General features: G+C 42.1%; 24 protein-coding genes. 15 read left to right on the top strand and 9 right to left on the bottom strand.

Going from position 1 to position 26,659, the window contains the following annotated elements:
- Positions 1-2: 2 nt before the first annotated feature.
- The gene (locus ACSX1H_RS14140) at positions 3-1,295 is read left to right on the top strand and encodes a BatD family protein (RefSeq protein WP_439184855.1); all 1,293 of its coding nucleotides are present in this window, start codon (positions 3-5) and stop codon (positions 1,293-1,295) included.
- Positions 1,296-1,373: 78 nt separating this feature from the next.
- Here ACSX1H_RS14140 and ACSX1H_RS14145 read toward each other — a convergent pair whose 3' ends face one another.
- The gene (locus ACSX1H_RS14145) at positions 1,374-2,096 is read right to left on the bottom strand and encodes a hypothetical protein (protein ID WP_439184857.1); all 723 of its coding nucleotides are present in this window, start codon (positions 2,094-2,096) and stop codon (positions 1,374-1,376) included.
- Positions 2,097-2,659: 563 nt separating this feature from the next.
- On the opposite strand from ACSX1H_RS14145, the gene recG reads away from it, so the two are divergent.
- On the top strand, positions 2,660-4,759 hold the full coding sequence (gene recG / locus ACSX1H_RS14150; RefSeq protein ID WP_439184859.1) for an ATP-dependent DNA helicase RecG: 2,100 nt from the start codon (positions 2,660-2,662) through the stop codon (positions 4,757-4,759).
- Positions 4,760-4,779: 20 nt separating this feature from the next.
- Here recG and ACSX1H_RS14155 read toward each other — a convergent pair whose 3' ends face one another.
- From ACSX1H_RS14155 to ACSX1H_RS14170, 4 genes are all read right to left on the bottom strand, one after another.
- Positions 4,780-6,750, bottom strand: a complete 1,971-nt coding sequence (locus ACSX1H_RS14155; protein ID WP_439184861.1) for a DUF3858 domain-containing protein — start codon at positions 6,748-6,750, stop codon at positions 4,780-4,782.
- 113 nt (positions 6,751-6,863) lie between these two features.
- Complete coding sequence (locus ACSX1H_RS14160; RefSeq protein WP_439184863.1) at positions 6,864-8,708, bottom strand: DUF3857 domain-containing protein; 1,845 nt, start codon at positions 8,706-8,708, stop codon at positions 6,864-6,866.
- A 123-nt stretch (positions 8,709-8,831) separates the two neighbouring features.
- On the bottom strand, positions 8,832-9,518 hold the full coding sequence (locus tag ACSX1H_RS14165) for a head GIN domain-containing protein (protein ID WP_439184865.1): 687 nt from the start codon (positions 9,516-9,518) through the stop codon (positions 8,832-8,834).
- 61 nt (positions 9,519-9,579) lie between these two features.
- Positions 9,580-10,953 carry an alanine/glycine:cation symporter family protein gene (locus tag ACSX1H_RS14170; RefSeq protein WP_439184867.1) on the bottom strand — a complete coding sequence of 458 codons (1,374 nt, stop codon included), beginning with the start codon at positions 10,951-10,953 and terminating at the stop codon, positions 9,580-9,582.
- Positions 10,954-11,213: 260 nt separating this feature from the next.
- On the opposite strand from ACSX1H_RS14170, the gene ACSX1H_RS14175 reads away from it, so the two are divergent.
- From ACSX1H_RS14175 to ACSX1H_RS14200, 6 genes are all read left to right on the top strand, one after another.
- On the top strand, positions 11,214-12,818 hold the full coding sequence (locus ACSX1H_RS14175) for a fumarate hydratase (protein ID WP_439184869.1): 1,605 nt from the start codon (positions 11,214-11,216) through the stop codon (positions 12,816-12,818).
- Positions 12,819-12,923: 105 nt separating this feature from the next.
- Entirely contained in the window at positions 12,924-13,469 is a 546-nt protein-coding gene (locus tag ACSX1H_RS14180; RefSeq protein WP_439184871.1) for a methylated-DNA--[protein]-cysteine S-methyltransferase, read from the top strand.
- Between the two features lie 439 nt (positions 13,470-13,908).
- Entirely contained in the window at positions 13,909-15,534 is a 1,626-nt protein-coding gene (pckA, locus tag ACSX1H_RS14185) for a phosphoenolpyruvate carboxykinase (ATP) (RefSeq protein ID WP_439184873.1), read from the top strand.
- A gap of 246 nt (positions 15,535-15,780) precedes the next feature.
- The gene (locus ACSX1H_RS14190; RefSeq protein WP_439184875.1) at positions 15,781-16,008 is read left to right on the top strand and encodes a hypothetical protein; all 228 of its coding nucleotides are present in this window, start codon (positions 15,781-15,783) and stop codon (positions 16,006-16,008) included.
- Positions 16,009-16,131: 123 nt separating this feature from the next.
- A complete protein-coding gene (locus tag ACSX1H_RS14195) occupies positions 16,132-16,761 on the top strand; it encodes a DEAD/DEAH box helicase (RefSeq protein WP_439184876.1) in 630 nt (209 codons plus the stop codon).
- Entirely contained in the window at positions 16,751-17,140 is a 390-nt protein-coding gene (locus ACSX1H_RS14200; RefSeq protein ID WP_439184878.1) for a YchJ family protein, read from the top strand. Before ACSX1H_RS14195 ends, ACSX1H_RS14200 begins: the two co-directional genes overlap by 11 nt.
- On the opposite strand, the gene ACSX1H_RS14205 is transcribed toward ACSX1H_RS14200, so the two are convergent.
- On the bottom strand, positions 17,137-17,592 hold the full coding sequence (locus tag ACSX1H_RS14205; protein ID WP_439184880.1) for a nuclear transport factor 2 family protein: 456 nt from the start codon (positions 17,590-17,592) through the stop codon (positions 17,137-17,139). The two genes, ACSX1H_RS14200 and ACSX1H_RS14205, sit on opposite strands and share 4 nt — an antisense overlap.
- Positions 17,593-17,701: 109 nt before the next feature.
- Between ACSX1H_RS14205 and ACSX1H_RS14210 the strand changes: the two genes are divergently transcribed.
- The 7 genes from ACSX1H_RS14210 (at position 17,702) to ACSX1H_RS14240 (ending at position 23,240) form a co-directional block, all read left to right on the top strand.
- A complete protein-coding gene (locus tag ACSX1H_RS14210; RefSeq protein WP_439184881.1) occupies positions 17,702-17,974 on the top strand; it encodes a DUF493 family protein in 273 nt (90 codons plus the stop codon).
- A gap of 160 nt (positions 17,975-18,134) precedes the next feature.
- Positions 18,135-18,899 carry an SCO family protein gene (locus ACSX1H_RS14215; protein WP_439184883.1) on the top strand — a complete coding sequence of 255 codons (765 nt, stop codon included), beginning with the start codon at positions 18,135-18,137 and terminating at the stop codon, positions 18,897-18,899.
- 11 nt (positions 18,900-18,910) lie between these two features.
- Positions 18,911-20,524, top strand: coding sequence for a cytochrome c oxidase subunit I (locus ACSX1H_RS14220; protein WP_439184885.1), 1,614 nt, complete (start codon positions 18,911-18,913; stop codon positions 20,522-20,524).
- Entirely contained in the window at positions 20,521-21,126 is a 606-nt protein-coding gene (locus ACSX1H_RS14225) for a cytochrome c oxidase subunit 3 family protein (RefSeq protein ID WP_439184887.1), read from the top strand. Before ACSX1H_RS14220 ends, ACSX1H_RS14225 begins: the two co-directional genes overlap by 4 nt.
- Positions 21,127-21,136: 10 nt before the next feature.
- Entirely contained in the window at positions 21,137-21,424 is a 288-nt protein-coding gene (locus ACSX1H_RS14230) for a cytochrome C oxidase subunit IV family protein (protein ID WP_439184889.1), read from the top strand.
- Positions 21,425-21,426: 2 nt separating this feature from the next.
- The gene (gene coxB / locus ACSX1H_RS14235) at positions 21,427-22,380 is read left to right on the top strand and encodes a cytochrome c oxidase subunit II (protein ID WP_439184890.1); all 954 of its coding nucleotides are present in this window, start codon (positions 21,427-21,429) and stop codon (positions 22,378-22,380) included.
- Complete coding sequence (locus ACSX1H_RS14240) at positions 22,377-23,240, top strand: protoheme IX farnesyltransferase (RefSeq protein WP_439184891.1); 864 nt, start codon at positions 22,377-22,379, stop codon at positions 23,238-23,240. The genes coxB and ACSX1H_RS14240 overlap by 4 nt, the downstream gene beginning before the upstream one ends.
- 75 nt (positions 23,241-23,315) lie before the next feature.
- Here ACSX1H_RS14240 and ACSX1H_RS14245 read toward each other — a convergent pair whose 3' ends face one another.
- The 3 genes from ACSX1H_RS14245 to ftsA are packed head-to-tail and all read right to left on the bottom strand — an operon-like array spanning position 23,316 to position 26,654.
- Entirely contained in the window at positions 23,316-23,765 is a 450-nt protein-coding gene (locus ACSX1H_RS14245; RefSeq protein WP_439184893.1) for a GatB/YqeY domain-containing protein, read from the bottom strand.
- Between the two features lie 41 nt (positions 23,766-23,806).
- On the bottom strand, positions 23,807-25,297 hold the full coding sequence (gene ftsZ, locus ACSX1H_RS14250) for a cell division protein FtsZ (RefSeq protein WP_439184894.1): 1,491 nt from the start codon (positions 25,295-25,297) through the stop codon (positions 23,807-23,809).
- Positions 25,298-25,316: 19 nt separating this feature from the next.
- The gene (gene ftsA, locus ACSX1H_RS14255; RefSeq protein ID WP_439184895.1) at positions 25,317-26,654 is read right to left on the bottom strand and encodes a cell division protein FtsA; all 1,338 of its coding nucleotides are present in this window, start codon (positions 26,652-26,654) and stop codon (positions 25,317-25,319) included.
- Between the last annotated feature and the right edge of the window lie 5 nt (positions 26,655-26,659).

Genomic DNA, 26,659 nt, shown 5'->3' on the forward strand with positions numbered 1-26,659 from the left:
TTATGACATCATACGCCCGATATATCATCTTGCTAGTAGTGTTGCATCTGACTCTGCCCAATTTACAGAGCCAAAACTTTGCAACGTTGAAAGTAAACACTAAAAAGGTTTACAAACAACAACCGGTGAAAGCAACAATAACCGTTTATACCAGCACTTGGTTTACCGACTCGCCCGATTTGGGTAATGTGGCCATTCCCAACGCATTTGTTATCCCTTTTAAAAGAACCATCAGTGGGATCCAATATGTGAACAACGCTAAATATGCCACCCTGGAATTTTTCTACCTTATCTTTCCTCTTGAAGCCGGACAGTTAGCCATACCTGAGTTAAGCATAGAAGTAAGCACCCCTGCTGAAGGGCAGTATAAAGGAGTAAGGCGACAGCTAAAAACCAAAGCATTAAGTATTCAGGTACTGGCAGCTCCGAGTAATTTTAAAGGCAGCGAGTGGCTGGTAGCTAAAGATGCCTACATTTCAGATACATGGAACAGCGACCTGAATGAGCTAAAAGTAGGCGATGTTATAGAACGAACAATTACAACACGTGCCCTGGGAACCTTGCCAGCCTTTATTCCCGCTACTACAATTACTCAACCTACCTGGGCTAGTATATACCCCCGTCAGCCACAAATAAACGACACCCGAACCAAAACAGATGCCAACGGACAACGTATAGAAAAGTATCGTTACTTACTGGAAAAGGAAGGTTCATTCAACATAGAACCAGTCAGCATAAGCTGGTGGAATCCCTATCTGCAAAAGCAATACACGCGCTCAACAAAGCCTCTAAGTGTCATTGTACAGCCCAATCCCGACCTGAATATGCTCACCACTATGCGCGACTCACTGCAAACCGCCGCCGTACCGGTTGCCACAACTGAGGCAGATACGCCGCTTTTAATATTTGGCATGAGTCCTAAAAAGCTAACGTTACTCTTACTTGCCGTCATCCTTGTTGTATGGCTGCTAACAAAAAGCTGGAAGAAGTTTGTCAGCTACATTCAACGGCAGCGTAAAATCTACCTCAACAGCGACACCTATCTTTACCACCAGCTCATTAAGGCCCACAGCAAAAGCAGCAAAGAGCAGCTGAATACCTTATACTGGTTTCTGTTTCGAAAGAAAAGGCACTATACCACTGATCCTTCAAATGAATGGGCCCAAACCCTCTTAAAATCAGTCTTTCTTAATAAGGAAAAGAAGCTTAGTAAAAGGGAATTAAAGGCCTTATGCGAAAAGTACAAAGAGACTGCGGATAAAGTCAGTAAGACTATCCCTCCTCTGAACCCTTAGAATGAATACAACTAAAAATGAAAAAATAAAGGTTGCTTCTACTCATAGAAAGCAACCTTTATCGATGCGTAATAGTAATTAAAAGTTCTCGAGCTTTTGATTTATCTCGTTTATTTTAGGCGGTAAATCACGGGTACGAGGCACATAATACACAATGAGGTCGCCATTCGTCCATTCATTCAAAACAACAAACATGGTAGCATCTTCCTCCTGTAAGGCATCAAAGTACAGTTCCTCATTAGCATCGCTGTCGCTAAAATATAACATACCCTGATACTCGTACCGCTCCAATAAGGCAGCTTTAACATCCCTGTAATGCTCTTTACCAATCAAAATAACTGAGGCTGCCAATTGTGCATTATCCTCTTCAAACACATAGGCCTTTTTATATGCTACCCCTTCCGATAACGAATAGCTTATGGTGTGTAGATCTTTCGTTTGTGGCTGCCCTTGCTCATTGATTATCTCTGTTAAACCTTTTGACCAGTCTACTTCAGGCATATCATATAAATTATAAACGGGCACAATCTCTATGCGCACAGATTCTTTTCTGTCATTACTTTCCACATCAACAACAGTCACCCCCACTTTATTGGCAGTTACATTTAACATTTGTGAGGTTGCATGGTAAGGATCAGGACAGGAGCAGGTAATCGGATAATCAGAAACAGCCTCAATCGTTTTGGTTTCCTGATAGTTTAAACGCAGTAATTTTGTATGTACTGTCAGTTCCGATTTCTCATCTTCAGAACAAGAAATAATCAGAATGGAGATAGCTAATAAAAGGATTAAGTTTTTCATATTAACAACATTTAGTGTATGGTTATTTGCCAGGTAGATATCAAAGACTACCGTAGCACAAGAGATAAATAATTACGTTACAAAGGAGTTACTGCAGCATACGATGCTCTATAACAGGTAGTAAAGCGCGGATACAAAACTGATGGTCAGGGTCGTAGTTCACAATGGTTTGGTTTATAGTTAGTGGGCTTCAGCCAATTAATTCTAGGCGAAGTTAACAGTATATGATTTAAAAGTCAACCTTTTTTACGTCATAACAATTATATCGCGATGAAACTTTCAGCTTCCAGCAGAACAAAACAATAGATTAGAACCTCATTATCTGTGCAAAACGATACCACTACCCGCTCAAACTAGGTATAAACCCTTAATCCCATTCGACTTGAAACAGATAACATGAAAAGGTATCAACAAAATTATTATCGATATCGACAATACGTGCGCCTTTGACAATGCAGAAGAAAAGTATCTTAAATAATTAGCAGAAGCCGCTGCTCGAGTGCAATCAATACAGTTTAGTCCGATCAATCCGTTGTATAAAGTAAATTATTATTTTTGCATCTATGTCTGATTTATCGATGCAAAATATTAACTACCTGCCGGGCGTTGGCCCCAAAAAAGCTGAGCTGTTAAAGCAGGAGCTTAAGGTTGCATCCTACGAGGATTTGCTCTACTATTTCCCTTATAAGTATGTTGACCGCAGTAAGTTTTACGCCATTCGCGAGGTAAATACCAAGTTGCCCTACATACAGGTGAAGGGGCGCTTCACCTCGCTCAGCACAGTTGGAACGGGGCGGCAAAGTCGAATGACCGCAACTTTTACCGACGGAACAGGGATATTGGAGCTCATCTGGTTCAAAGGACATAAATATGTGAAAGACTCGATTAATTCAGAAGCCGAGTACATTGTTTTCGGAAAACCTTCGTCGTTTAATGGCAGAGTAAACATCGTTCATCCTGAACTGGAGAAGGTGAATGATGCACAGGTGAAAATTTCATCAGCCCTGCAGGCCTTTTACAACACCACTGAAAAGATGAAGAAAGGTTTTCTGAATTCGAAAGCCATCAATAAGCTTCAACAAAATATCTTTCTATCTTTCCAGGGAAAAATATCGGAGACCTTGCCGGCCAGCATTCTTGAGAAATACAAACTACTGAACCTGCACGAATCTCTCAAAACAATCCATTTTCCGCCTAACTCACAGCTCCTGGAAAAAGCACAATTCAGGTTGAAATTTGAAGAGCTTTTTTACATTCAGCTAAATATTCTGCGGCAGCGTAACCAAAGAAGCAAGGCCATTAAAGGACATTTATTTGGCACGGTTGGACAATACCTCAATGAGTTTTACTCACAAAAAATCCCATTCGAACTTACCAACGCCCAAAAGCGCGTTATTAAAGAAATAAGACGCGACATGGGCTCGGGCAAACAAATGAACCGCTTGCTCCAAGGAGATGTTGGCTCGGGAAAAACACTCGTAGCCTTGATGGTAATGCTCATTGCGCTGGATAATAATTTCCAGACCTGCCTGATGGCCCCTACAGAGATACTGGCTACCCAGCACTTTGAAACCATAAGCCAAATGGTGGAGGGTTTAGATATTAAAGTAGCCTTACTCACCGGCTCATCCAAGAAAAAAGAACGTGAGCAGATTGATAGAGACCTTCAATCGGGTGAACTGCAGATTTTAATTGGTACACATGCCCTGCTGGAAGATAAGGTCGTGTTTAACAACCTCGGTTTAGTGGTGGTTGATGAGCAACACCGTTTTGGAGTGGCGCAACGTGCCCGGCTATGGCGCAAAAACACACAGCCCCCGCATGTGCTGGTAATGACGGCCACACCTATCCCGAGAACCCTGGCGATGACTATCTATGGCGATTTGGAAGTATCGGTAATTGATGAGCTGCCCCCGGGACGAAAACCCATTGAAACAGCGCACTATTTTCATAACCGACGTAACAACCTCAATAAATTCATTAAAGGAGAACTGGATAAAGGCAGACAGGTTTACGTAGTCTATCCTCTGATTGAGGAGTCGGAAAAGATGGATTTTAAAAATCTGGCTGAAGGCTATGAATACATGCAACGTGTTTTCCCTGATTACAAAGTGAGCATGGTGCATGGTAAGATGCGTCCCGCAGAAAAAGACGAGGCCATGCAGGAATTTGCCGCCAACCGCTCACAAATACTGGTATCCACCACTGTGATTGAAGTAGGGGTGAATGTGCCCAATGCCTCGGTTATGGTGATTGAAAGTGCCGAGCGCTTTGGCTTATCGCAGTTGCATCAGCTGCGCGGGCGTGTTGGTCGTGGCGCCGAGCAAAGCTTCTGCATTCTAATGACCAGCTATAAACTATCGGACGAAACCCGCAAGCGAATGGATATCATGACCCGCTCAACCGATGGCTTTGAAATTGCTGAGGCCGACCTGAAGCTGCGTGGCCCGGGCGATTTGGAAGGTACTCAACAATCTGGACTACCTTTCTCATTAAAAATTGCCAACCTGGGACGCGATGGACAAATTCTGCAATTTGCCCGTCAGGTGGCCGAAGCCATCTTAAGCATCGACCCCTTGCTGGAGAAACAGGAAAACTACATACTGAACAAACAACTCAAAAAGCTAGCCAGCGAAAAAATGAACTGGAGCATGATTAGTTAAGCCGCCTATTGACAATTCTGCTACAATTTCGACACCAGATTGTCATCCTTTTTAACCAATACAATTTTAGCGTTAATTTTTGATGTTACTGTTTGCATAAATTGTTTCAACTCTTTATATGTATTGGCCGGATAGGTTTGCTTCTTGAAATTGTATAAGGCCACCACCTGCACTAATGCACCTTTTTGATGCACCATGTAATTAAAGCTTACATTTTCAGTTTCCAGTTTTTTATTGCCTGGAAGTTCCTGAACATTATACCCTTCTGGCACCTCTATGGTGGCCACCAACCGGTTTCCTCTTAGGTAAACCAAATCAACCGGATGCGTTCTTTCCTCTTGAATGAAAGGGTTACTATGCTCAGAGAGATTGGCAAATGGCGCAATTATCAACTGCTCATCAATGCGATCGATGGACTGAGAAAAATTAAATGCATATTTAAAAGACAATGGGCTATCAAACAAATCATCAGCTTCCATGGAGGTAACCTTCACTCCTCTTTTGGTAATCTTCTCCTCAAACTTTTCTTTGCTGGCATAATAATCCTGGCGATCCGATAAAGCTGCATAGCCCGTGCTTCTGGCCTTACACACTCCCTCAACCTGATTGTCTTTAACATTGACTGACATAGCCAGATTGATTTCCTCCATTGAAAGGGCTGCATTGGTAATCGTTACCCAATTCTCACTATCTTCTTCCACAATAAATCCCTTGCCATTAATACAGTTTGAAGGAATCAAATTATTGGGACACAAATCCTGAGTTGCATCAACCAGGCGTTTCGTTCCATTTACCTCCACCAAAATAAGCACATAATTAAACAACTTCGAGTAAGGAAACGAGTCACTTACTTTGCCATTATCGCGCGTACTGATAATAACAGGTGAAACAGAAAGGCCAAGTGAGCGCAAAGCTCCAATGGTGCTTAAATTAATATTGCCAATATTGCCATTTAGTTCTGAGTTAAACTCTTTGAGCGAATACTGGGCAAATTTACCGCTATAGTTATTCCAACTATAGTTTTGCTTCATATAATTAAGCACCTCCTCCAGTTGCTCCTCTTGAGGTTTCTGTTGCAAATGAGCGAAAGTTTTTTCACCCCATTTCTGAGCCCTTTTCAGGTATCTGCCAAAACTATCATTATCGAGCAACTCTTCGGCCAGCGATGGCCAGGTATTCATGTACTTGCGGGAATAGCCCGATGGGTAGTTAATCTCCGAAAGTTGAAAATCAATCTTTTTCAGGTAATCATTTCTCGACGAAATAAAGCTCTCATCATTGAAAGACGGAATGTTGCGCATGCCAAACTCATACACCATATCATTAAACGGAATACCGACAAATACCCTGTCGAGCCCTTTCTTCTCGTATTTTTTATAATGATCGAACTTTGTGGCCCCTTGCAAACGGTAACGGTATGAAAAGAATGGAATCATATTCACCCGGTACTCGCTGTATAAAACCGGAATATCTGTCTGAAACTCCCAATCTTTAAAATAATCGTAATAATGAGAGTACACACTGTACTTCACGTCCACAATGGAACCTTCCTTCACCTGTGGCATGGCAAATTTTTTCATATACCAATACTCATTGATATCTTCCTGATAGACATTCTTCAAATCCAAAGCTATCTGCTCCAAACGCCCTCCTTCCACATTAAAGGTGTAACCCTGAATATCCTTGACAACTTCTCGCTGTTCTCCCTCCTGAAAAAGAGCTATCTCAAACTCGCCTTTGTTAAAGGCTGACTCATCAAAAATCTTAATCCGTACATGCCTTTCAAAACACAACACAAAGCCCCTGTCATCCTGCACAAACCAGGAATTACCTAAATCGAATAAAACAACGGCAGGCGCCTCTTTTTCAAAGGCACACTCACTCATTTCAAAATCAGATGGCCGCAAACTGCCAAACTTGATATCCTGCCCCTCAAGCAAATGAAGCACAAATACATTTAGTAATAAAATAATGGTTAAAAGCTTATTCATGCGATTTAAATTTACATTTTACTGGCCATTTAAATGCCAATGATTTGAGTACTTAAACTATTTACTATCCATAAAATATCTTGTCACCTTTTTATATGCCGAAGGCGATTAACTTAGAGGTATTCAATGATGCCCTTTTCCAATTCGGCATTTCCAAAAGTCTTTATAAAAGAGTAAAGTAATTCGTATTCATCCAACTCATAAACTCCGGCTTTAATAACCAGGTGTCGGGATATTACCAAGGTATTTCCCTCGATATGTACCTCCCGCTGGTAACTGCCGAATCTGGAAGTAAGTCTTTGACCTTTAATGCCACTCAGCTTCTTAATGGCCTTGGGCATTTTATAAATAACCGTGTCATGCACATTAAACGGATAGTTAAATCGAAGCTCCTGGGTACGTTTTTCCGGTGTTTCGAGGTTGAAATAGAAGGGGCGAACTGGTTTAAGAAGAGCTCGATTACCAATTGGCTCAATCGCATTCACCAGGTTGGCCTGCAACGATAAATCTATCACCGAAGAATCGACAGAAGCCCTGTTTAATTCAAAATCCTGGATATCGGCATATTCAATAAGGCTGAGTTTTTCAATATAATCCAGTTTATCCCGCTGCGGCAAACCATCATTTAAACTTTTTAGGGAATCAAATGCCCGCCCTCTTAACCTCGCGAAGGTGGAAGCCTGCCAAACGCCTGCTGCATCTTGGGAAATTTGGGTTCGATAGCTGTTTGCTACATCAGCCACCTGCAGAGCCGGTGTTTGAGCCAATCGACTCTGTTCGCCATCCACCAATAACACTGTTCTGTTTTGCGTAAACGTTCCCAGGTAATTAAAAGGTGCTGAATTATCGGTACACTCTAACCAAATTGTATCATTAGCCTGCGGCACACAGAGAATAACGTGATTAAACTGCTGAGACGGGTAGGCCTTTTTGATATGTTTGGGATGATGACCTGCATGCACAACTGTATAAACAGAATGTATTCCGAGCTCGCTGAGCATGGCTTGCATGTAGTTAGTAAGCGCCTTGCAATCGCCATATTTATTGGCACACACATAGCTGGCTGGCTCTGGTTTTAAGCCTCCTATATCTAAGGCTACATTGATGTAGCGCGTATTCGTTTGTAAGTATTTATAAAGTTTATCAATCTTCTCCCGATCACTCTCACAATCTTCGGTGATTTGCCGGATGCGATTTTGCTCTTCTAATGTCAGGCTTTGGCTGTTTTCTTTCAATTGTGTTAACCACTTGCCAAATTGTTGCCAGCTGCGTCCGTTACCATCAACCCCATAATGAAAATCTGCAGGCATCACAACAACTTGCGCTTGCAACTCCTGCCATTGAGGACCAAATTTTTCACGTTCGACCACCTCAATATTTTCAGCCTCCCAATGGTACACACGTTCAGGGCCTATCACCTTTACATCAGGCGATTGTATGCTTTGTTGAAAAACATTAAGCGGCAGCCCATCCGGCACATTAAGGGTGAGCGAAGCACGTCGAACAGGAATATCCTTTTTAAGGCGAGGTAACCAGTAAGCTAAAAAAAGGTAATCATCAGCCTGCTTGCGATAGCTGTATTTTATTATGTAAGGATAACTATTGTGCAGCAGTTTAAAAGATAAGAGCATATCATCGCTATGGAATGCCTCGTATGAAAAAGCATTAGAGCGAACAATATCCCTATTTTTGAGCTTACGGATTTGCTGACCATTACTATCATAAACTACAGCCTGCAAGTCTTTGACAACATTCCCTTTGGAGTAGAGAATTTTAATTTCGGCTTCAGCTAATCCTTTAGCCGAATTAATTTGCAGTTCCACTTCGGTTTGTTCAACCAGGGTGTTGCCCGACAGCTGAATAACTTTGTGGTAATTTTTAATCTCACATTTGGCCGATTGCCCAACAGTACCAGCACTGCAAAGCAATAGTGAAAGAACAATGAGGGGTAGGCGCATTCTTTTCTTTCCAAAGTAACACTTTTAGTTAAACAGTGTAGCATTCGCCCATAATTTAAATACCTTCTAAGTAATAAATAAGCCACATCGGGGCTGATGCGGCTTATAATCAATAGATATCTTTTATCGTTGCTGAATATCTCCTGCGCCCGATTCATTCAACTGCTTTCGCTCAGGAGCTCCATAAAACGTAATATCACTCCCTCCGCTAGCATTAGCTACTATCTCTTTTTCTACCCAAACAACTGCATCTGAACCGCCCGAAGAAGTAACTTTAACAAATTGCGCCTTCAATTCGCGGGCATTAATATCAGAACCGCCGCTTGAAATTGCAATCAATTTATCGGCTGTCCCTTTAAGTTTCATATCAGCACCACCCGAAGTCGTCAACTTTAGCTCCTGGGTATTCACTTCCAGATAAACATCAGAACCCCCACTACTGCTAACATGCACAAAAGGCTGCTCCAGCACATTCTGACCATAAACATCGGAACCGCCACTGGCTGTTAACTCTTCGAGTTCCTTAAAGGACACGTAAACCTTAGGCACTGAATTTTCGCCCCAATTCCAGCCACCTCGTCCTTTAATATAAATCTTCAGGGTGTTTCCCTGCACTTCAGTAATCAATTTGTGTAGAATATCCTTTCGACACACCACCTCCAAGGCCTGATCGCCAGCCTGAGTTAAGTACAAATCAATCCCTGATGAAACCGAAATACGGGTAAAATCATCAAGGGTACGCGTTTCTTTTTCTTGCGATTGAGTAACTGTGGTTAAAACAACCAGTAAAAGCAGCATTATTTTTCTCATATAATTACGATTAAGCGTTTTTAAAATAATAGGACGCTTTAGCTCCTGGAATAGTTACAGGTTAAGCCATTTTTCCAGGTTTTGACTTAAGCCGGTTAAAGTAGCTGATGGTGGCTCGTTTGACATGAGGTGCCAGAATAATGGCCGCAATCATATTTGGAAAAGCCATTAAGGCATAGGCTGAATCGATAAACGCAATCACTACATCAATGGATACAACAGCAGCTACAACTGCACTTATCACACTTAACACATTATAAATATTGTGCGATTTCGTACCAAACAAATACGAAGAGCACTTATTTCCATAGTAGGGAAAAGTAAACAAAGTGGACAAAGCAAAAAACAATACACAAATAATTAGCAAGTAAGGTCCGTACCCCGGAATAGCTTTATCAAAGGCCAAAGCTGTTAAAGTAATGCCATCTGCATCACTCGTTTGCCAAACACCTGTGACCAAAATTGCTAAGGCCGTCATTGTACATACAATAAGTGTATCAACAATCGGCCCAAGCATGGCCACCAAGCCTTCGCGCACGGGCTCATTGGTTTTTGCCGCCCCATGTGCTAATGGAGCTGTCCCTATACCTGCTTCATTAGAAAAGGCTGCCCGCTTGATTCCCGTTATAATAATAATGCCCACAGCACCTCCCAGCACGGCTTGGGCGTCAAATGCATCTTTAAAAATAAGGACAATGGCATCCCAAAGTGCATCGGGATGCGAAAAAATAATATACAGCACCAACCCAACATAAAGCAGCACCATAAATGGAACAATACTGGCAGTGACCTTACCAATGCGCTTAATTCCACCAAAAATAACAACCGACATGCAGGCAGCCACAAGAAGGCCTGTTACTAAATCACTGGTAAAACCAGTTGTTACGCCATTGGGTTTTAAGACAATATCGCGGAACACCTGGGTTAACTGATTACTCTGAAATACAGGGAATACTGCAAACATGGCGGCCACAGCAAAAAACACTGCCATAGGTTTCCAGGCTTTACCCAGTCCCTCTGTGATTATATACATGGGGCCGCCCTGTACTTCGCCCCTATCATCTTTACCACGGAACATAACAGCCAACGTTCCGGTAAAAAATTTTGTGGAGACTCCCAGCACGGCACTCACCCACATCCAAAAAATGGCACCCGGACCACCTGCTGTAATTGCTACAGCCACGCCACTAATATTTCCCATACCAACTGTAGCTGCCAAAGCAGTTGATAAAGCCTGAAAATGGTTGATTTGCCCTTCCTCCTCGGGATTATCATATTTACCTCTTAAAATATCGATGGCATGAGAAATATATCGGAAAGGTAAAAGTCGGCTATAAATCATAAAGAAAAATCCACCACCTAAAAGAAGAATAAGTAATGGCGTACCCCAAATAAAGTCACTAAATTCGATGATTAGATTTTCTATTCTTTTCATTAAGGAAAGATAAAAAATTATCATATGACATTCAAAGCTGATAGCCATTTGACTTTATAATTTTTTAACGGTAATTATTGCACTCTTTCTTTAATTGATTTTGAATTATATTTTAGATTTGCACTAAAGCGATGGCGCATCTGTTAAGAACGTTGATAAATCGATAAATTATAATATAAAACTGCTTAAGCCAATAGTCATCATCGAAACCACTATTTAGACGATGGCTAATGACTTCTGCCTAATAACCAATTTCTATTATGGCTGATTTTAAATATCAAAAACCCTTTCCAATCCTTAAGGATGAAACTCCTTATCGTTTGGTAACCAAAGATTATGTTTCGACGATTGAGGTAGATGGCCGAAAAATTCTAAAAGTAGACCCCAAAGGGCTGGAACTACTTTCTAAAGAGGCATTTTCTGATGTTTCCTTTTACTTACGTCCAACGCACCTGCAGAAGCTGGCTAATATTTTGCAAGACGAGGAAGCATCTGACAATGACCGTTTTGTAGCACACACCATGCTTATGAACCAGGTAGTGACAGCAGAAGGCGAACTGCCCACCTGTCAGGATACCGGCACAGCCATTGTGATTGGCAAGAAAGGAGAAAATGTATTTACAGGTGCCAACGATGCTGAACATTTGTCGAAAGGGGTGTTTGAAACCTATCGTGACAGGAATCTGCGCTACTCACAGGTAGTTCCTTTCTCAATGTTTGAAGAAAAAAACACAGGCACTAACCTGCCTGCACAAATAGATATATACGCTGAGCAAGGTAATCAATACGATTTCTTGTTTATGACCAAAGGTGGCGGTTCGGGTAATAAAACCTTTTTGTACCAGCAAACCAAAGCCCTGCTAACAGAAGAAAACCTGACAAAATTCGTACAGGATAAGATTAAAGATCTGGGAACCTCGGCTTGCCCACCTTATCACCTTGCTTTAGTAATTGGTGGTACTTCAGCCGAAGCCACGCTGGCAACTGTAAAAAAAGCCTCTGCAGGCTACTTCGATCACCTGCCAACTGAAGGAAATGAGGGCGGTCAGGCTTATCGCGATTTGGAATGGGAAGAAAAAGTGCAGAAAATTTGCCAGGAAAGTACAATTGGTGCTCAGTTTGGCGGAAAATATTTTGTGCATGATGTTCGTGTTATCCGCCTGCCACGCCACGCCGCTTCGTGCCCGGTTGGATTGGGAGTTAGCTGTAGTGCCGACCGCAACATCAAAGCTAAAATTACAGAGGAAGGTATTTTTGTAGAAGAGCTGGAAAAAAATCCATCACGCTTTGTTCCTAAAGAAGCACCACACATGGCTCCGGCTGTGGATATTGACTTGGATCAGCCCATGGAAGACGTGTTAAAGGAACTAACCAAGTACCCGATAAAAACACGCCTTAACCTTTCGGGAACATTGATTGTAGCTCGCGACATTGCACATGCCCGCATCAAGCAAATGTTGGATGAAGGAAAGCCAATGCCAGAGTATCTTAAAAACCATCCGGTTTACTACGCCGGCCCGGCCAAAACGCCTAAAGGGATGGCATCGGGTAGCTTTGGACCTACTACCGCCGGGCGGATGGACCCATACGTGGACTTCTTCCAGAAAAATGGCGGTTCGATGATTATGGTAGCTAAAGGTAACCGCTCACAGGCCGTCACCGATGCCTGTAAGAATAACGGTGGTTTTTACTTGGGTTCCATTGGTGGACCGGCAGCCATTCTGGCTAAAAACAGCATTAAATCAGTAGAAGTAGTTGACTTTGAGGAGTTAGGCATGGAAGCTGTTCGCAAGATTAGAGTTGAAAATTTCCCTGCCTTTATCATTGTTGATGATAAAGGAAATGATTTCTTTGCTAAACTGTAACAGTCAATAATACAACAAGACTAAAAAAAGCTGCGGTGGGTATTTCTTAAACCCATCGCAGCTTTTGTTTTGTATATTGCACACGAAAAAAATCATTCTTCTAGCATGCCGTTCATCTCCATACAGTATTATCAAAGTCCGTTCGGCGAACTCATTGTAGGCGCATACCAGAACAAACTATGCCTGTGCGATTGGCGATACAGGAAAATGCGTGAATCAGTAGATAGACGCATCTGCCAAACTTTAAATGCACAATACCGTGAAGAATCATCCCCGATTATTGAAGCAACGATAGAACAACTGCAGGCATACGCGGCAGGAAAACTCACCAATTTTTCCCTTCCCATACTGCCAGTTGGCACCAACTTTCAGAAAAAAGTCTGGCAAGCACTTCATGATATCCCTTTTGGCACCACTATCAGCTATCTTCAATTGGCTGAACAATTAGGAAATAAAAACTTAGTGAGGGCCGTTGCCTCTGCCAATGGGGCCAACGCGATTTCCATCATTATTCCCTGTCATCGAATTATTGGCAGCAATGGTCAATTAACTGGCTATGCCGGTGGCCTTAATGTCAAAAAACAACTGCTGAAAATTGAAAAACCAGCCCCGCCAATACAACAACTAAGTTTATTCAGCAAAAACCACTGAACATGAAAACCGCCTTTTAATAAGGCTTTCACAACCGGCTAAAGCAATGGACCATAAATCTAATAAGGCCTTACACCCCCCCAATTCACCCAATTAATTACAGTTTGGTAGTTAAAATAGCTAATAATTTCTTTATTTAAATTTTTAAGGCTGAATTTCAACACTTTATCAACCTTACAAAAACAAAGTAATTCAATAATTTGTTTATTTTCTAACAAATTACAAATCTTAGTACTCCAAATAATACCAATTGCTGATATACCTCTTAATTACTTGATAATAAAGAAGTATTTCAGTATTTTCATTTGTAAAGGTTTGTAACATTTTGAATCATTAAGTTAATTTTTTAAAGATATTGGCATATTAATATCACAATTACAGTAGATAAAATCCACTATTACTTTTAAACTGTAAGAAACCCCAACTAACAACACACAAAATGGAAGCAGTAAAATCCAAGGTAGAACTAAGTAAGTATGGAATTGTAAATACTCAAGCCGTATTACACAACCCATCCTACGAAGAATTGTACATTGACGAACTTGATCCAACATTGAAAGGCTACGAAAAAGGTCAATTAACAGAAACTGGCGCCATCAATGTTATGACCGGTAAATTCACTGGCCGTTCGCCAAAGGATAAATACATAGTTAAAGACGATATCACCAAAGACACCATCTGGTGGACATCCGAATTTTCAAAGAATGACAACAAACCTGTTTCTCCGGAAACATGGGCGACAATCAAAAAGGATGCCTGCGCCCATTTATCCGATAAAAAACTTTACGTAATTGATGCCTTTTGCGGAGCCAACACCAACAGTCGACTTAAAGTGCGCTTTATTACCGAAGTGGCCTGGCAGGCACATTTTGTAAAAAACATGTTTATCAGACCCACCGAAAGTGAATTGGCTAACTATGGCGAACCCGATTTCGTAGTGATTAACGCCTCAAAAACCACCAATAAGAATTGGAAGCAACAAGGACTCAACTCCGAGGTTTTCACTATTTTTAATTTGACAGAGCGGATGCAAATCATTGGCGGCACCTGGTATGGTGGTGAGATGAAAAAGGGCATGTTTGCCATGATGAATTATTATCTGCCTCTAAACGGCATGGCATCTATGCATTGCTCGGCCAACAAAGGCCAAAATGGTGATGTTGCTATTTTCTTTGGCCTGTCCGGCACAGGAAAAACGACCTTATCAACCGACCCAAAAAGAGAACTTATTGGAGATGATGAACACGGATGGGATGACGATGGTGTGTTTAATTTCGAAGGCGGCTGCTACGCCAAAACAATTAATCTGGATAAAGAAAGCGAACCCGATATCTACAATGCTATCAAGAAAAATGCCCTTCTGGAAAATGTGACGGTTAATGAGGATGGCAAAATTGATTTCTGTGACAACTCAGTAACAGAAAACACCAGAGTATCCTATCCAATTTACCACATCAACAACATTGTTAAGCCCGTTTCGAAGGCCGGCCATGCCAATAAAGTCATCTTCCTTACTGCCGATGCCTTTGGAGTGATGCCGCCGGTATCCAAGTTAACTCCCGAACAAACACAGTACCACTTTTTATCAGGCTTTACAGCTAAGCTGGCCGGAACCGAACTCGGAGTTACTGAACCACGCCCCACCTTCTCGGCTTGCTTTGGCGAAGCATTCCTGTCTTTACATCCTACTAAATACAGTACTGAGCTGGTAAAAAAGATGGAAGAACATGGTGCCAAAGCCTACCTGGTGAATACAGGTTGGAATGGAACAGGTAAGCGCATTTCCATTAAAGATACCCGTGCCATTATTGATGCCATTTTAGACGGCTCCATAGAAAACGCAGAAACAACAACAGTTCCTATTTTCAATTTTGAAATCCCTAAGCAACTTAAAAAGGTAGATCCGACCATCATGGATCCACGAAATACCTATACCAATCCCAAAGAATGGGAACAAAAAGCCAATGATTTGGCAAATAAATTTATCAAGAACTTCAAGAAGTACACTGACACACCTCAGGGACAGAAACTTGAAAAAGCGGGCCCAACTACAACAACCACCTAATATCTACCAAAGGGGTGTTAATCAGTGCATTAGCACCCCATGATTTAACCGAAATACCTCTCAAATTTTACTCAAATTATTTGGCACACTTTTTGTTGTTTTGACGACATCCACTCGGTTACAAACAATTAAAACTGTCGGTGAGACCGCACTCTGACCATGGCAGAACGTTATTAATTGTTAAAAATGGAACCTATATCAATAAAAGAAGTATACAGGTCAAAAATAAACTTAAAGATGTGTGCTATGAATCTTCGTATAACATCAAACGCAAAGAATAAGCAAATTTCATTTTTAATTGCATTAGATAATTTCATTACCAAAAGAAATAATAGTAAGGCTTCTATACTCTTACAACGCCTCAACTCATTTGTAGAGAAGAGAAACCCTGAATTCAGCCTGATGGTAAAAGAAGGGAGTGACAATTGCATTGAAATGTACGCAGGCAATAACCTCATTGCCTATTATGCTTAAAACAACCATTTGCAGGGAACAATAACTTGCAATCGTTATAAAAAAATGGCCTTTTTTAATCGAGAGGCCATTTTTGTTTCTATTACTTTTCTCCATCTTTGCATTCTCAAACGGCGTTAACAGATGAAACTAAAAAAAATATACCCAAAACTTGCTTCAGCAATCATTGAAGCAGGCATGGATACACATCCTAAAGCAATTCAAACACTGAGTCTTCCTAAAATAAAAGCTGGTGCCGACCTGTTCTGTCTGGCCCCCGAAAAAGAAGGAAAATCCACCGCCATAGTTTTTGGGGTTATACAACAGCTGAAGGAAGCATTTGAAGAAGCGCCAAGAGCCATTATTATTTCTTCAACAAAAGATAAAGCTTTTGAACTTGAAGAGCAGTTTAAAATATTGGGTAAGCGCACTAACCTGAGAACATTCGTGGCATTCGATCAGGGCATCATACAATACCAAAAGGATGAAATTTACGATGGCCTTGATGTGTTAATTTGTACGCCGAAACGATTGATGGAACTGGTAAATATAAATGGCGTGCCAATGACTAAAGTAAAGTTACTGGTTGTAGATAATGCCGAAACTGTGATTAAGAACACCAACCATGCCATCATCTACAGAATTGCGGATGGCCTTAAGAACCCGCAGATACTCTTTTTTGCCAGCCAATGGCATAAGAGTTTTGAAACAGTGGAAGAGCGCATTATGAAAAATCCCATACTACTTGAATCCGACTTACCTGATGAACTGTAGTTGCAATTCCAACAAAGCATATGAGCTGTGCTGCCAACCACTCATCGAAAGAGGACAACCAGCTAGCAGTGCCGAAGCACTCATGCGCTCCCGTTATACGGCTTTTACGCAACCCAATATTGATTACCTGTTAAACACACATCACCCAACCACACGCCCCGTAAAGGAAAGAAAGGAAATTCTAGACTGGGCAAATTCTGTACAGTGGATGGGACTAAGCATATTAGATACGCACAAAGGAGGACCAAACGATTTAGAGGGCATGGTGGAGTTTAAGGCACTTTATATTGAAAATGGAAAACTACAGGCCATACATGAAAAATCCCTCTTCCGCAAAGAAAAAGGGACATGGTATTATGTATCTGGTCAGCATTATTAATTTTCGAACTTATAAAATATCTTACTCACCAGCTTCCAGCCATCATCAAACTTATACAACGAAAGATAATCGATGTATTTCAACTCCTTACCAACATAGAACTCAAACTTAGCCACTGCCGCCGTTCCCGTCACATCAACTGATAAGAATTTAATGCTAATCAGATTGTCTGTGGCACGCGGTAACTGGCCATTTTGCTTGCGTTCCTTAATTTTTTCTTTCCATTCTGAAATGGGCAAATGCCACAAAGCGCCGTCTTCACCAATCCCTAAAAGTTGAAAATCAGGATGAACACCTGCGTCAATCTTTTCAATATCTCCCTCATTCTGAATCCCTTCAACATAGGCCGACTGAATAACAGCCTTTATCGCCTCCACTTCAGCACTGTCCGACTGGGCATACAAACCCGTCATCACACATAATAAACAAACAATACTCTGCATTTTTCTCATAAACAATAAATTTAGTTCAACTGTTAGGTTTTTAAAGATACAACTAATCTAATTTGGTTTTTACACACTGATTATTTTAGCTTATTTTTGCAGCCAAAATCATAATAATATGTCACTTCAAGATTATAACAAACTGAAAGAACTGCTGGCACAGAACAAAAAATGGCCGCTGCTGTATATGTTTAAGTTCATAGTTCCAAATACTGAGGGCAAAGTACAAAAAGTAGTTGATCAGCTCCCCAAACATGGTTCTGTAACCTTTAAACACACCAAAAACCTTAAATACGTTTCAGTGACCTGTAAAGCCAGTATGAAAAGCCCTGATGCCATCATCAATGTCACCAATACAATTTCTTCAATAGACGGCGTGATGAGTCTGTAAGCCAATCCACCCCTAACCCTTCTCGCCTCACCTTTGACCAACAGGCTCACAAATGCAGACTTTTCAGACGTTTGCATTTTTTATGAGGTTTCTTTTTTTGCACATTGCCTTTTAGCAGATAATGGGGTATTTTTATACTTTATCACTGAATATCGCCATTATGAAATTTTATGCATTTGTGCTTATAGGATTAATGATCGCCTCATTGAGCCTGGGACAAAACACACAAAAAATTGGGATTAACGAACACCTTGACGAGTTGCTGCCTAACGATGTTAAGGTAATCAACATCAGGGGTGACACCGTCAATCTTCTGTCCGTCATCAACCACAAACCCACTGTTCTCAACTTTGTTTACTACCGGTGTCCGGGCATTTGTACCCCACTAATGGATGGCCTTGCGGAAGTAATTAACCTGTCGGACATGCAACTGGGACGGGATTATCAGGTCGTAACCATAAGCTTTGACTATAGTGAATCTCCAGAGCTGGCTATGAAAAAAAGAAACAACTACTCCATGGTTGTAGAAAACGAGGGCATGGAGAATGGCTGGCTATTTTTCACGGCCGACAGTGCAAATATCAGCAAGTTAACACAGGCGACCGGATTCAGCTTTAAAAAAACTGGCAACGACTACATCCATACAGCCGGATTAATCCTGATCAGTCCCGAAGGTAAAATTACCCGCTACTTAAACGGCACCTATTTCCTGCCCTTTGAATTTAAACTGGCTGTAATAGAAGCATCAAAAGGGATTCCTGGCCCCACAGTTAACCGCATTCTACAATTTTGCTACAGCTACGATCCGGTTGGCCAATCCTATGTTCTGAATATAACTAAAATGGCCGGCCTGTTAATTCTTATCATTGCCGGACTCGTTTTACTGGTGCTAACCCTCAAACCCAAAAGAAGTGTCAAATCCTAAACCCCTTTTATATGACCAATCACGAAACAGTAAGTTTCAGAGAAGAACAAGGCCGCTATAAAGGTATTTTTGCCTGGATCTTCTCTACGGACCACAAACGAATCGGATTACTTTATCTATATTCAATCATCACTTTCTTTTTTACTGGTGTGCTGCTGGGAGCAGCCATGAAACTTGAATTATTAGCTCCCGGCAAAACGGTGATGGATCCCGCCACCTACAACGCGGTCTTTACGCTGCATGGCGTCATCATGATTTTTCTGGTTGTCATACCCGGCTTGCCAGCCGTATTTGGCAACTTTATGCTCCCAATTATGATTGGAGCTAAAGATGTTGCTTTTCCAAAGTTAAACCTCTTATCATGGTGGATTTACGTATTTGGTGCCATCATCGCCCTGTCATCACTATTTATGGCTGGTGGCCCGCCAGACACCGGCTGGACATTTTATGCACCTTACGCTTTTAAAACGAACACCAACATGTTACCAGCCGTTTTGGGAGCATTCATCCTGGGGTTTTCATCAATTCTAACCGGCATCAATTTTATCGTAACCATCCATCGCATGCGGGCACCCGGCATGACCTGGTTTAAAATGCCCTTGTTTCCATGGACCCTCTATGGTACCGGGTGGATCCAAATACTAGCCACGCCAATTGTGGGCATCACGCTGCTGATGATTGTGGGCGAACGCGTGTTGCATATTGGCTTCTTCGATCCGGCCCTGGGAGGCGATCCTATTCTCTATCAGCACCTGTTTTGGATATATTCCCACCCAGCTGTTTACATCATGATACTGCCCGCTATGGGGGCTATTTCTGAAATCATTCCCACCTTTGCCAACAAGTCCATATTTGGCTATAAAGCCATTGTAATTTCCACATTAGCCATCGCCTTTGTGGGCTACTTTGTTTGGGGCCACCACATGTTCACCTCGGGCATGAGTGGAACTGCTTTGTACACCTTTTCGCTTCTTACCTTTATCGTTGCCATACCAAGTGCCATAAAAGTTTTTAATTGGGTGGGAACCTTGCATAAAGCCTCCATCCAGCTGGAAACACCATTTTTTTGGGCGGCCTCATTTTTATTTGTATTCATGATTGGCGGTTTATCGGGCTTGGCACTCGGAGCGTTAGCCACCAATGTGCACCTGCACGATACAGCATTTGTGGTTGCACACTTTCACTTTATAGTGTTTGGGGGTGTTGGTTTTGCGTTTATGGGAGCCATTCACTATTGGTTTCCAAAAATATGGGGACGCATGTATAACAGCAAGTTAGCCACAAGCGGATGGATCATCTTCTTCATTGGGTTCTGCACCTTATACCTACCCATGTTTTTCTTAGGCATAACAGGCATGCCAAGGCGCTACTATGACTATGTTGAGCGGTTTCATGGTCCCAACATCGTTTCTACAATTGGCTCCTGGGTGCTAATTCTCGGACTAATTATTATTGTGTACAACCTGATACGATCAGCTTATAAAGGCGAGAAAGCAAGTAAAAACCCCTGGGGCGGACGCACCCTTGAATGGACTGTTGATTCCCCGCCTACGCTCGAGAACTTTGAAGAAATACCTGTTGTAAGCAGAGGTCCTTATGATTATCGAAAAAATACCGAAGCATGACGAGCATACAATTACACAGAGATGATGCAGCCTCTAAATTAGGCATGTGGCTATTTATTTTCACTGAACTCCTCTTGTTTGCAGGTTTGTTCATCGTATATGGCGTCTACCGCTACCTCAACCCCGTGGCCTTTCATTTAGCGGCCGAGGAGTTAAGCATAACAGTAGGAACAGTTAATACCATTATACTGCTTATTAGCAGTGCCACTATGGCCATGGCGAGCACAGCAATTCGGCTAAAAAACAAGCAGCTGACATTGCTCTTTCTGCTAGCCACCCTATTTATGGCATTTATGTTTATGACGAATAAATACTTTGAATGGAAAGGGAAATTTGGGCATGGTATTTTCCCGGGCAGCGACGACCTGCTGCGGTTGGGGCATGGTGACACCCTCTTTTTTGGACTCTATTTTTTTATGACCGGCTTGCATGCTTTACACATCATTGTTGGATTCATTCTAATAACCATTGTATGCTACCGCGTGAACAACAACACTTTAACAGACAACAACCCCGTACTCCTTGATAACTCAGGACTGTACTGGCACCTGGTTGATTTAATCTGGATATTTCTTTTCCCACTATTCTACCTCATTCCCTAAATAGACAACTATGGATAAGCCATCAGACAAACACATCATTCCCTATAAACTTTATCTGTATGTATTAGCCGGCCTAATAATTATGACCATCGTATCGGTTGGTGCAACAAAAATAGATTTAGGGAACCTTTCTGTCTTTGTTGCCATTCTACTGGCATCGGTAAAATCGACTCTGGTTTTGATATTTTTTATGCACCTAAAGTTCGACAACACACTGCTAAAACTTCTTGCCACTTCGGTTTTTGTGCTGGTTGCCCTGGTTCTTTTCATCACATTTCTCGACTATAACTACCGATAACTATGTACGAACAATCTACAAATAATGCTTCCAGCTTTGTGTCGCAAGTCGACTCGGCCTTTGTATTTATATTTAGCATCTCCTTGCTATTTCTTGTTGGCATAACCGCGTTTATGATTTATTATATCATCAGGTATCGAAAAAGCAAAAATGCGGAAGCCACGCACATTGAGGGTAGCAATAAACTGGAAATCATCTGGACCATTATCCCTACAATATTGGTTGTATCCATGTTTTATTACGGATGGTCGGGCTGGAAATTTCAAAGAGATATACCCGAAGATGCCATTCCCATTAAAACAATTGCCCGCATGTGGAGTTTTACCTTTCAGTACGAAAATGGCCTCATTACCGATACACTTTTTGTACCCAAAGATCAGGCGGTTAACCTCGACCTTGTGGCCTTAGATGTCCTTCACAGTTTGTACATCCCGGCATTTAGAGTAAAACAAGATATGGTACCGGGAAAACAAACGAATATTTGGTTCGAATCAGGCCGCGAAGGGGAATATGAAATTTTTTGTGCAGAATACTGCGGACTTCGCCACTCCTACATGAAGTCGGTGGTTAAGGTCATCCCTTCGAGTGAATTTGAGGCTTTAACACGTATTGATTCAACGGCCCTCGTTAATAATAATGCGATTGTTGACACCCGACAAACTGGTAGTAGCATCACCAGAAAATATGGTTGTAATGCCTGCCATACAGCTGATGGTACAAAACTGGTTGGTCCATCCTACAAAAATATCATGGGCCGCACACGAACGGTGCTAATCGATGGCGAAGAGCATGAGGTTAAGGCAGATGAAGACTACATCAGACGTTCCATTTATGAGCCCAATGTTGAAGTTGTCAAAGGCTACGAGAAAGGATTAATGCTTTCCTATAAAGATCAGGTAAGCGAGGAGGAGTTTCAGCAGTTATTAGACTATTTTAAATACTTATCGGGCCAATGATTCAGCACTTAAAAAATATCGTCACCCTCGGGAAGTTCACAATTTCTTTACCTGTGGCAGTAACCGCCTACACCGGATACACGCTTTTTTCAGGGGTGGTAAGTAACGTAGGCTTGCTGGCTGCATTAGGCATCTTTTTTATGTCTGCGGGGGCATCGGGTATCAATCAATTGCAGGAAGTTGCGCGCGATCGCTTAATGTCGCGCACCAGTGGCCGCCCACTTCCCAAAGGACACTTTTCATACCAAACAGCAGTTGTAATTATTCTTTTATTTCTCGCCTTGGGTTCCTGGCTCTTATCCCTTTTTAATAGTCAGGCCATTTTCTGGGGATGGATGGGGCTTTTGTGGTACAACCTCATTTACACACCACTAAAAGCAAAAACAGCCTTTTCTGTATTTCCGGGGGCCCTGGTTGGCGCAATACCACCAGTAGCCGGTTGGGTGGCAGCAGGAGGCTCCATCATTGATGAACGCATTCACTTTTTGGCGTTCTTCTTTTTTCTCGGACAAATGCCCCATTTCTGGCTCTTAGTTATAAAGTACAAGAATCAGTACAAAAAGGCCGGATTCCCTGTTATTACCGACTACCTGTCGAACAAGCAACTATTCAGAATAAATATGATCTGGTCCATTGCTACACTGGTGTCAGCACTTTTACTGTTGCCTTGTCACATCATCGCCTCGAAACTCATTGGCACTATTATTTCTGTATCTGTACTGCTTATGATTATTTGGGTCCTTGTAAGCACCTACCGCGTCCACCAATCAGCTGCTCAATCAATACTCAAAAAGCAGTTTATTCTATTCAACTCGTTCTACCTTTGGGTTATGCTGCTGCTACTTGTTGAGCAGATATAAGGCAACACATATACTAACAAGAAAGCCGGCACCCAATTCTACAGGTACCGGCTTTCTGTTTCTTTCGAGTTGTGCTTATCCTAGTAACTGCTTTACTACAGCAGAAATATCTTTACCATCAGCTTTTCCAGCTAACTCTTTTGATGCCACGCCCATCACTTTACCCATCTCCTTCATAGAAGTTGCACCGACATTTTCAATGATAGCCTTTACAAGTGGTACCAACTCTTCCTGGGATAGTTGTGCAGGCAGATAAGCAGAAATAGCCTCTACTTCTGCCAATTCACTTTCAGCCAGATCAGCGCGGTTTTGCGTTTGGTACAAATCGGCCGCATCTTTACGCTGCTTCACCATCTTCTGAATTATTTTTAGAACATCAGCATCCGCTAATTCTTCAGCAGCACCTTTGGCGGTTTTTGCCTCAATCACCTCTTTTTTAACACCTCTTAAAGCCTCTAAGCGCACACGATCCTTCGCCTTCATGGCTTCTTTAATATCGTTATTAATTTGTTGCTCTAAACTCATAATATATCTATTCAAATCAATTATTAGTTCTATTTCGAATATCAATCCACATTATCGTGCAGATAAGGGTTATCCTTACTAATTTGTGGCCCATTGCGCGGATCGTCGGACAATGAGAAGCGACTGACTTTTCGCTCCTGGCTGATGCGCTTATTCATCTGATTTTCAATAGCCATTTTCCGACGCTTGTAGGCAGGTATGTTCTCAAGCTGCTCGATATACCGCTCATCCTCCATCTCCTCCTGACTCAACTGCGCCTTATAATAACTAGCTCCTGCAGTACTAAACCCTTCATCAATAAAGTTATCGTTCGCCGGATTATAGTGGTCAACTTCAGACTTTCGGCTTTGAGGGACAACGGGTTGATAGAAGGAATTTATGCGTTCCACTTTCTTGCGCTCCTCCATTTCAAAATCAACTATTCGCCCCTTTTCTTCATCTCCCATCCGGAAATCCATCCCTTTCCTATCGTTTGTAACCGTTGTTACTTGCCCTTCTTCATCCAGCGAGAAGCGGGTTACCTTTTCTTCCATTTTCTTTACCCGGTGTTCAATGAGCTGCTCTGACACAAACCCGGTGGCAATAATTGTAACACACACTTGCTTGCCCAGTGACTCATCACTTCCCGTTCCCCAAATGATTGAAGCGTCATCACCAACCACTTCCTGCACATAGTCAGTGATTTCTCCCACTTCATCCATGGTAATTTCCTCCGTTCCCGAAGTAATGTTCAATAAAATATTGCGTGCTCCACGTATTTCGTTATTGTTTAACAGTGGCGACTCCAAAGAGGCCTGAATTGCATCAATAGCCCTGGTTTCGCCCTCTGCGTAAGCCGAACCCATAATCGCAACCCCACTATCTTTCATCACCGTCTCAACATCAGCAAAATCGACGTTGATATAGCCATGTACAGTAATTATTTCTGCTATCCCTTTGGCGGCGGTAGCCAATACATCATCGGCTTTTGAGAAAGCATTGGACAGCTTTAAATCCCCAAACATCTCCCGAAGTCGCTCGTTATTGATAATCAACAACGAATCAACATTCTTTTCCATTTCAGCTATGCCATCCAGGGCCTGACTAATTCTTAGTTTTCCTTCAAAACGAAAAGGGATAGTGACAATACCAACTGTCAGAATCCCCATCTCTTTGGCCGTTTTAGCGATAATGGGTGCAGCCCCTGTTCCGGTGCCCCCGCCCATTCCGGCAGTAACAAACACCATCTTGGTGTTTTGCTTTAACACCTCCACCACATCCTCCAGGTTTTCAATAGCCGACTCTCGTCCTCTATCGGGACGGTTACCAGCCCCACGCCCTTCGGTTAACGACTCGCCAAGTTGTATTTTTACAGGTACAGGACTACTTTCCAAAGCTTGTGCATCGGTATTACACACTACAAAGTTTACGTCCTTAATACCAAGGCCATACATATAATTGACGGCATTACTTCCACCACCTCCGACACCAATCACTTTAATAATGGAAGATTCGGATTGTGGGATCTCAAAACTCATCAACTCTTCACTCATTTCCGTCCTGTTTTACCTTCTACATTTCAACATCCTTCTCATCGAAGATGTTAACTAATCCATTTTTAATGCCACTAAACAGGTTGCCTGTTTTGTAGCTTGATTTTTCCTTTTTAGGCTTTTCGCGCTTACCAGACCCTTTGCGCTGCTCGTCCCAGTTAGGTTCCACATCGCCAAAAAGCTCGGGTTCAACCAGGGCTCTTTTAGGACGCTCCATAGCACTTAATACCAAGCCTATACTCGTAGCGAAGTTAGGTTGCTTGGCCTCAGCCGGCAATTCGCCCTCCAGACATTGGTTGGGTAATCCGATACGCACATCCAGGCCTGTTCGGAATTTGATTAACTGAGGCAGGTTTTTCAGTAAAGCACCACCTCCTGTTAGTACGATTCCTGAACCTACCTTATCGTAACAGCCTGAATTTTCTATTTGAAACATGACGTAATCGATAATTTCTTCCATTCTGGCCTGAATAATATAAGCCAGACTTCTAAAAGAAATCTCTTTGGGCTCCCATCCTGACATACCCGGAATGGTTACCACCATATCTTCACGAGCGATATCCCCCATGGCAGATCCAAACTGCACTTTAAGTGCTTCGGCCTGCTTGTAAAGTACGGAACATCCCTCTTTTATATCAGATGTAATCACATTGCCACCGAACGGAATAACAGCAGTATGCCGGATAATTCCATCATAGAACACAGCCACATCAGTTGTTCCGCCACCTATGTCAACCAATACAACACCTGCTTCCTTTTCTTCTTCAGTAAGTACACTTTTGGACGAAGCCAGGGGCTCCAGAATCAAGTCGTTCAATTGCAGTGCCACTCGTCGCATGCACTTTTCGATGTTTTTAACTGAGGCAATGCGCCCCAGGACAATATGAAAATTCCCTTCGAGTCGCCGTCCTGACATACCCACCGGATTTTTCACCCCCATCTCATTATCCACAATGTAATCCTGCGGAATAACGTGCATAATTTTTTCACCAGCCTCAACCGGGATTTTATAATTATCATCAAACAGGTGATCCACATCTTCCTGTGTGATTTCCAAACCACTCTCGATGAAGCGGTAGCCGCGGTTACGCAGGCTTTTGATATGCTGACCGGCAATACCGACGTATACATCCGTCAGTTGGATATCAAGTTTTTCTTCAACCCTTGCTATAGCCTTTTTTATTGAAGCTACGGTTTCGTCTATATTCAGAACAACGCCTCTCTTCACGCCGGTTGATGGCACTTGTTCCATTCCGAGCAACTGAAGTTTACCATTGTCCAATTTACGACCTACAATGGCCACAATTTTTGTGGTTCCAATATCAATAGCGGCAATTATATTGGGTTCGTTGTTCATAACAC

The sequence above is a fragment of the Carboxylicivirga taeanensis genome (assembly GCF_051851475.1).
Classification (GTDB): Bacteria; Bacteroidota; Bacteroidia; order Bacteroidales; family Marinilabiliaceae; genus Carboxylicivirga; species Carboxylicivirga taeanensis.

What these genes read in the sequence shown, in the direction of transcription:
- pckA (WP_439184873.1), top strand. Translation starts at nt 13,909, where the DNA reads ATGGAAGCAGTAAAATCCAAGGTAGAACTAAGTAAGTATGGAATTGTA.
- ftsA (WP_439184895.1), bottom strand. Translation starts at nt 26,654, where the DNA reads ATGAACAACGAACCCAATATAATTGCCGCTATTGATATTGGAACCACA.
- ACSX1H_RS14170 (WP_439184867.1), bottom strand. Translation starts at nt 10,953, where the DNA reads ATGAAAAGAATAGAAAATCTAATCATCGAATTTAGTGACTTTATTTGG.
- ACSX1H_RS14210 (WP_439184881.1), top strand. Translation starts at nt 17,702, where the DNA reads ATGTCACTTCAAGATTATAACAAACTGAAAGAACTGCTGGCACAGAAC.
- ftsZ (WP_439184894.1), bottom strand. Translation starts at nt 25,297, where the DNA reads ATGAGTGAAGAGTTGATGAGTTTTGAGATCCCACAATCCGAATCTTCC.
- ACSX1H_RS14215 (WP_439184883.1), top strand. Translation starts at nt 18,135, where the DNA reads ATGAAATTTTATGCATTTGTGCTTATAGGATTAATGATCGCCTCATTG.
- ACSX1H_RS14155 (WP_439184861.1), bottom strand. Translation starts at nt 6,750, where the DNA reads ATGAATAAGCTTTTAACCATTATTTTATTACTAAATGTATTTGTGCTT.
- ACSX1H_RS14145 (WP_439184857.1), bottom strand. Translation starts at nt 2,096, where the DNA reads ATGAAAAACTTAATCCTTTTATTAGCTATCTCCATTCTGATTATTTCT.
- ACSX1H_RS14200 (WP_439184878.1), top strand. Translation starts at nt 16,751, where the DNA reads ATGAACTGTAGTTGCAATTCCAACAAAGCATATGAGCTGTGCTGCCAA.
- ACSX1H_RS14180 (WP_439184871.1), top strand. Translation starts at nt 12,924, where the DNA reads ATGCCGTTCATCTCCATACAGTATTATCAAAGTCCGTTCGGCGAACTC.
- ACSX1H_RS14245 (WP_439184893.1), bottom strand. Translation starts at nt 23,765, where the DNA reads ATGAGTTTAGAGCAACAAATTAATAACGATATTAAAGAAGCCATGAAG.
- ACSX1H_RS14160 (WP_439184863.1), bottom strand. Translation starts at nt 8,708, where the DNA reads ATGCGCCTACCCCTCATTGTTCTTTCACTATTGCTTTGCAGTGCTGGT.
- ACSX1H_RS14175 (WP_439184869.1), top strand. Translation starts at nt 11,214, where the DNA reads ATGGCTGATTTTAAATATCAAAAACCCTTTCCAATCCTTAAGGATGAA.
- ACSX1H_RS14225 (WP_439184887.1), top strand. Translation starts at nt 20,521, where the DNA reads ATGACGAGCATACAATTACACAGAGATGATGCAGCCTCTAAATTAGGC.
- ACSX1H_RS14140 (WP_439184855.1), top strand. Translation starts at nt 3, where the DNA reads ATGACATCATACGCCCGATATATCATCTTGCTAGTAGTGTTGCATCTG.
- ACSX1H_RS14230 (WP_439184889.1), top strand. Translation starts at nt 21,137, where the DNA reads ATGGATAAGCCATCAGACAAACACATCATTCCCTATAAACTTTATCTG.
- ACSX1H_RS14195 (WP_439184876.1), top strand. Translation starts at nt 16,132, where the DNA reads ATGAAACTAAAAAAAATATACCCAAAACTTGCTTCAGCAATCATTGAA.
- ACSX1H_RS14220 (WP_439184885.1), top strand. Translation starts at nt 18,911, where the DNA reads ATGACCAATCACGAAACAGTAAGTTTCAGAGAAGAACAAGGCCGCTAT.
- ACSX1H_RS14205 (WP_439184880.1), bottom strand. Translation starts at nt 17,592, where the DNA reads ATGAGAAAAATGCAGAGTATTGTTTGTTTATTATGTGTGATGACGGGT.
- coxB (WP_439184890.1), top strand. Translation starts at nt 21,427, where the DNA reads ATGTACGAACAATCTACAAATAATGCTTCCAGCTTTGTGTCGCAAGTC.
- ACSX1H_RS14190 (WP_439184875.1), top strand. Translation starts at nt 15,781, where the DNA reads ATGAATCTTCGTATAACATCAAACGCAAAGAATAAGCAAATTTCATTT.
- ACSX1H_RS14165 (WP_439184865.1), bottom strand. Translation starts at nt 9,518, where the DNA reads ATGAGAAAAATAATGCTGCTTTTACTGGTTGTTTTAACCACAGTTACT.
- recG (WP_439184859.1), top strand. Translation starts at nt 2,660, where the DNA reads ATGTCTGATTTATCGATGCAAAATATTAACTACCTGCCGGGCGTTGGC.
- ACSX1H_RS14240 (WP_439184891.1), top strand. Translation starts at nt 22,377, where the DNA reads ATGATTCAGCACTTAAAAAATATCGTCACCCTCGGGAAGTTCACAATT.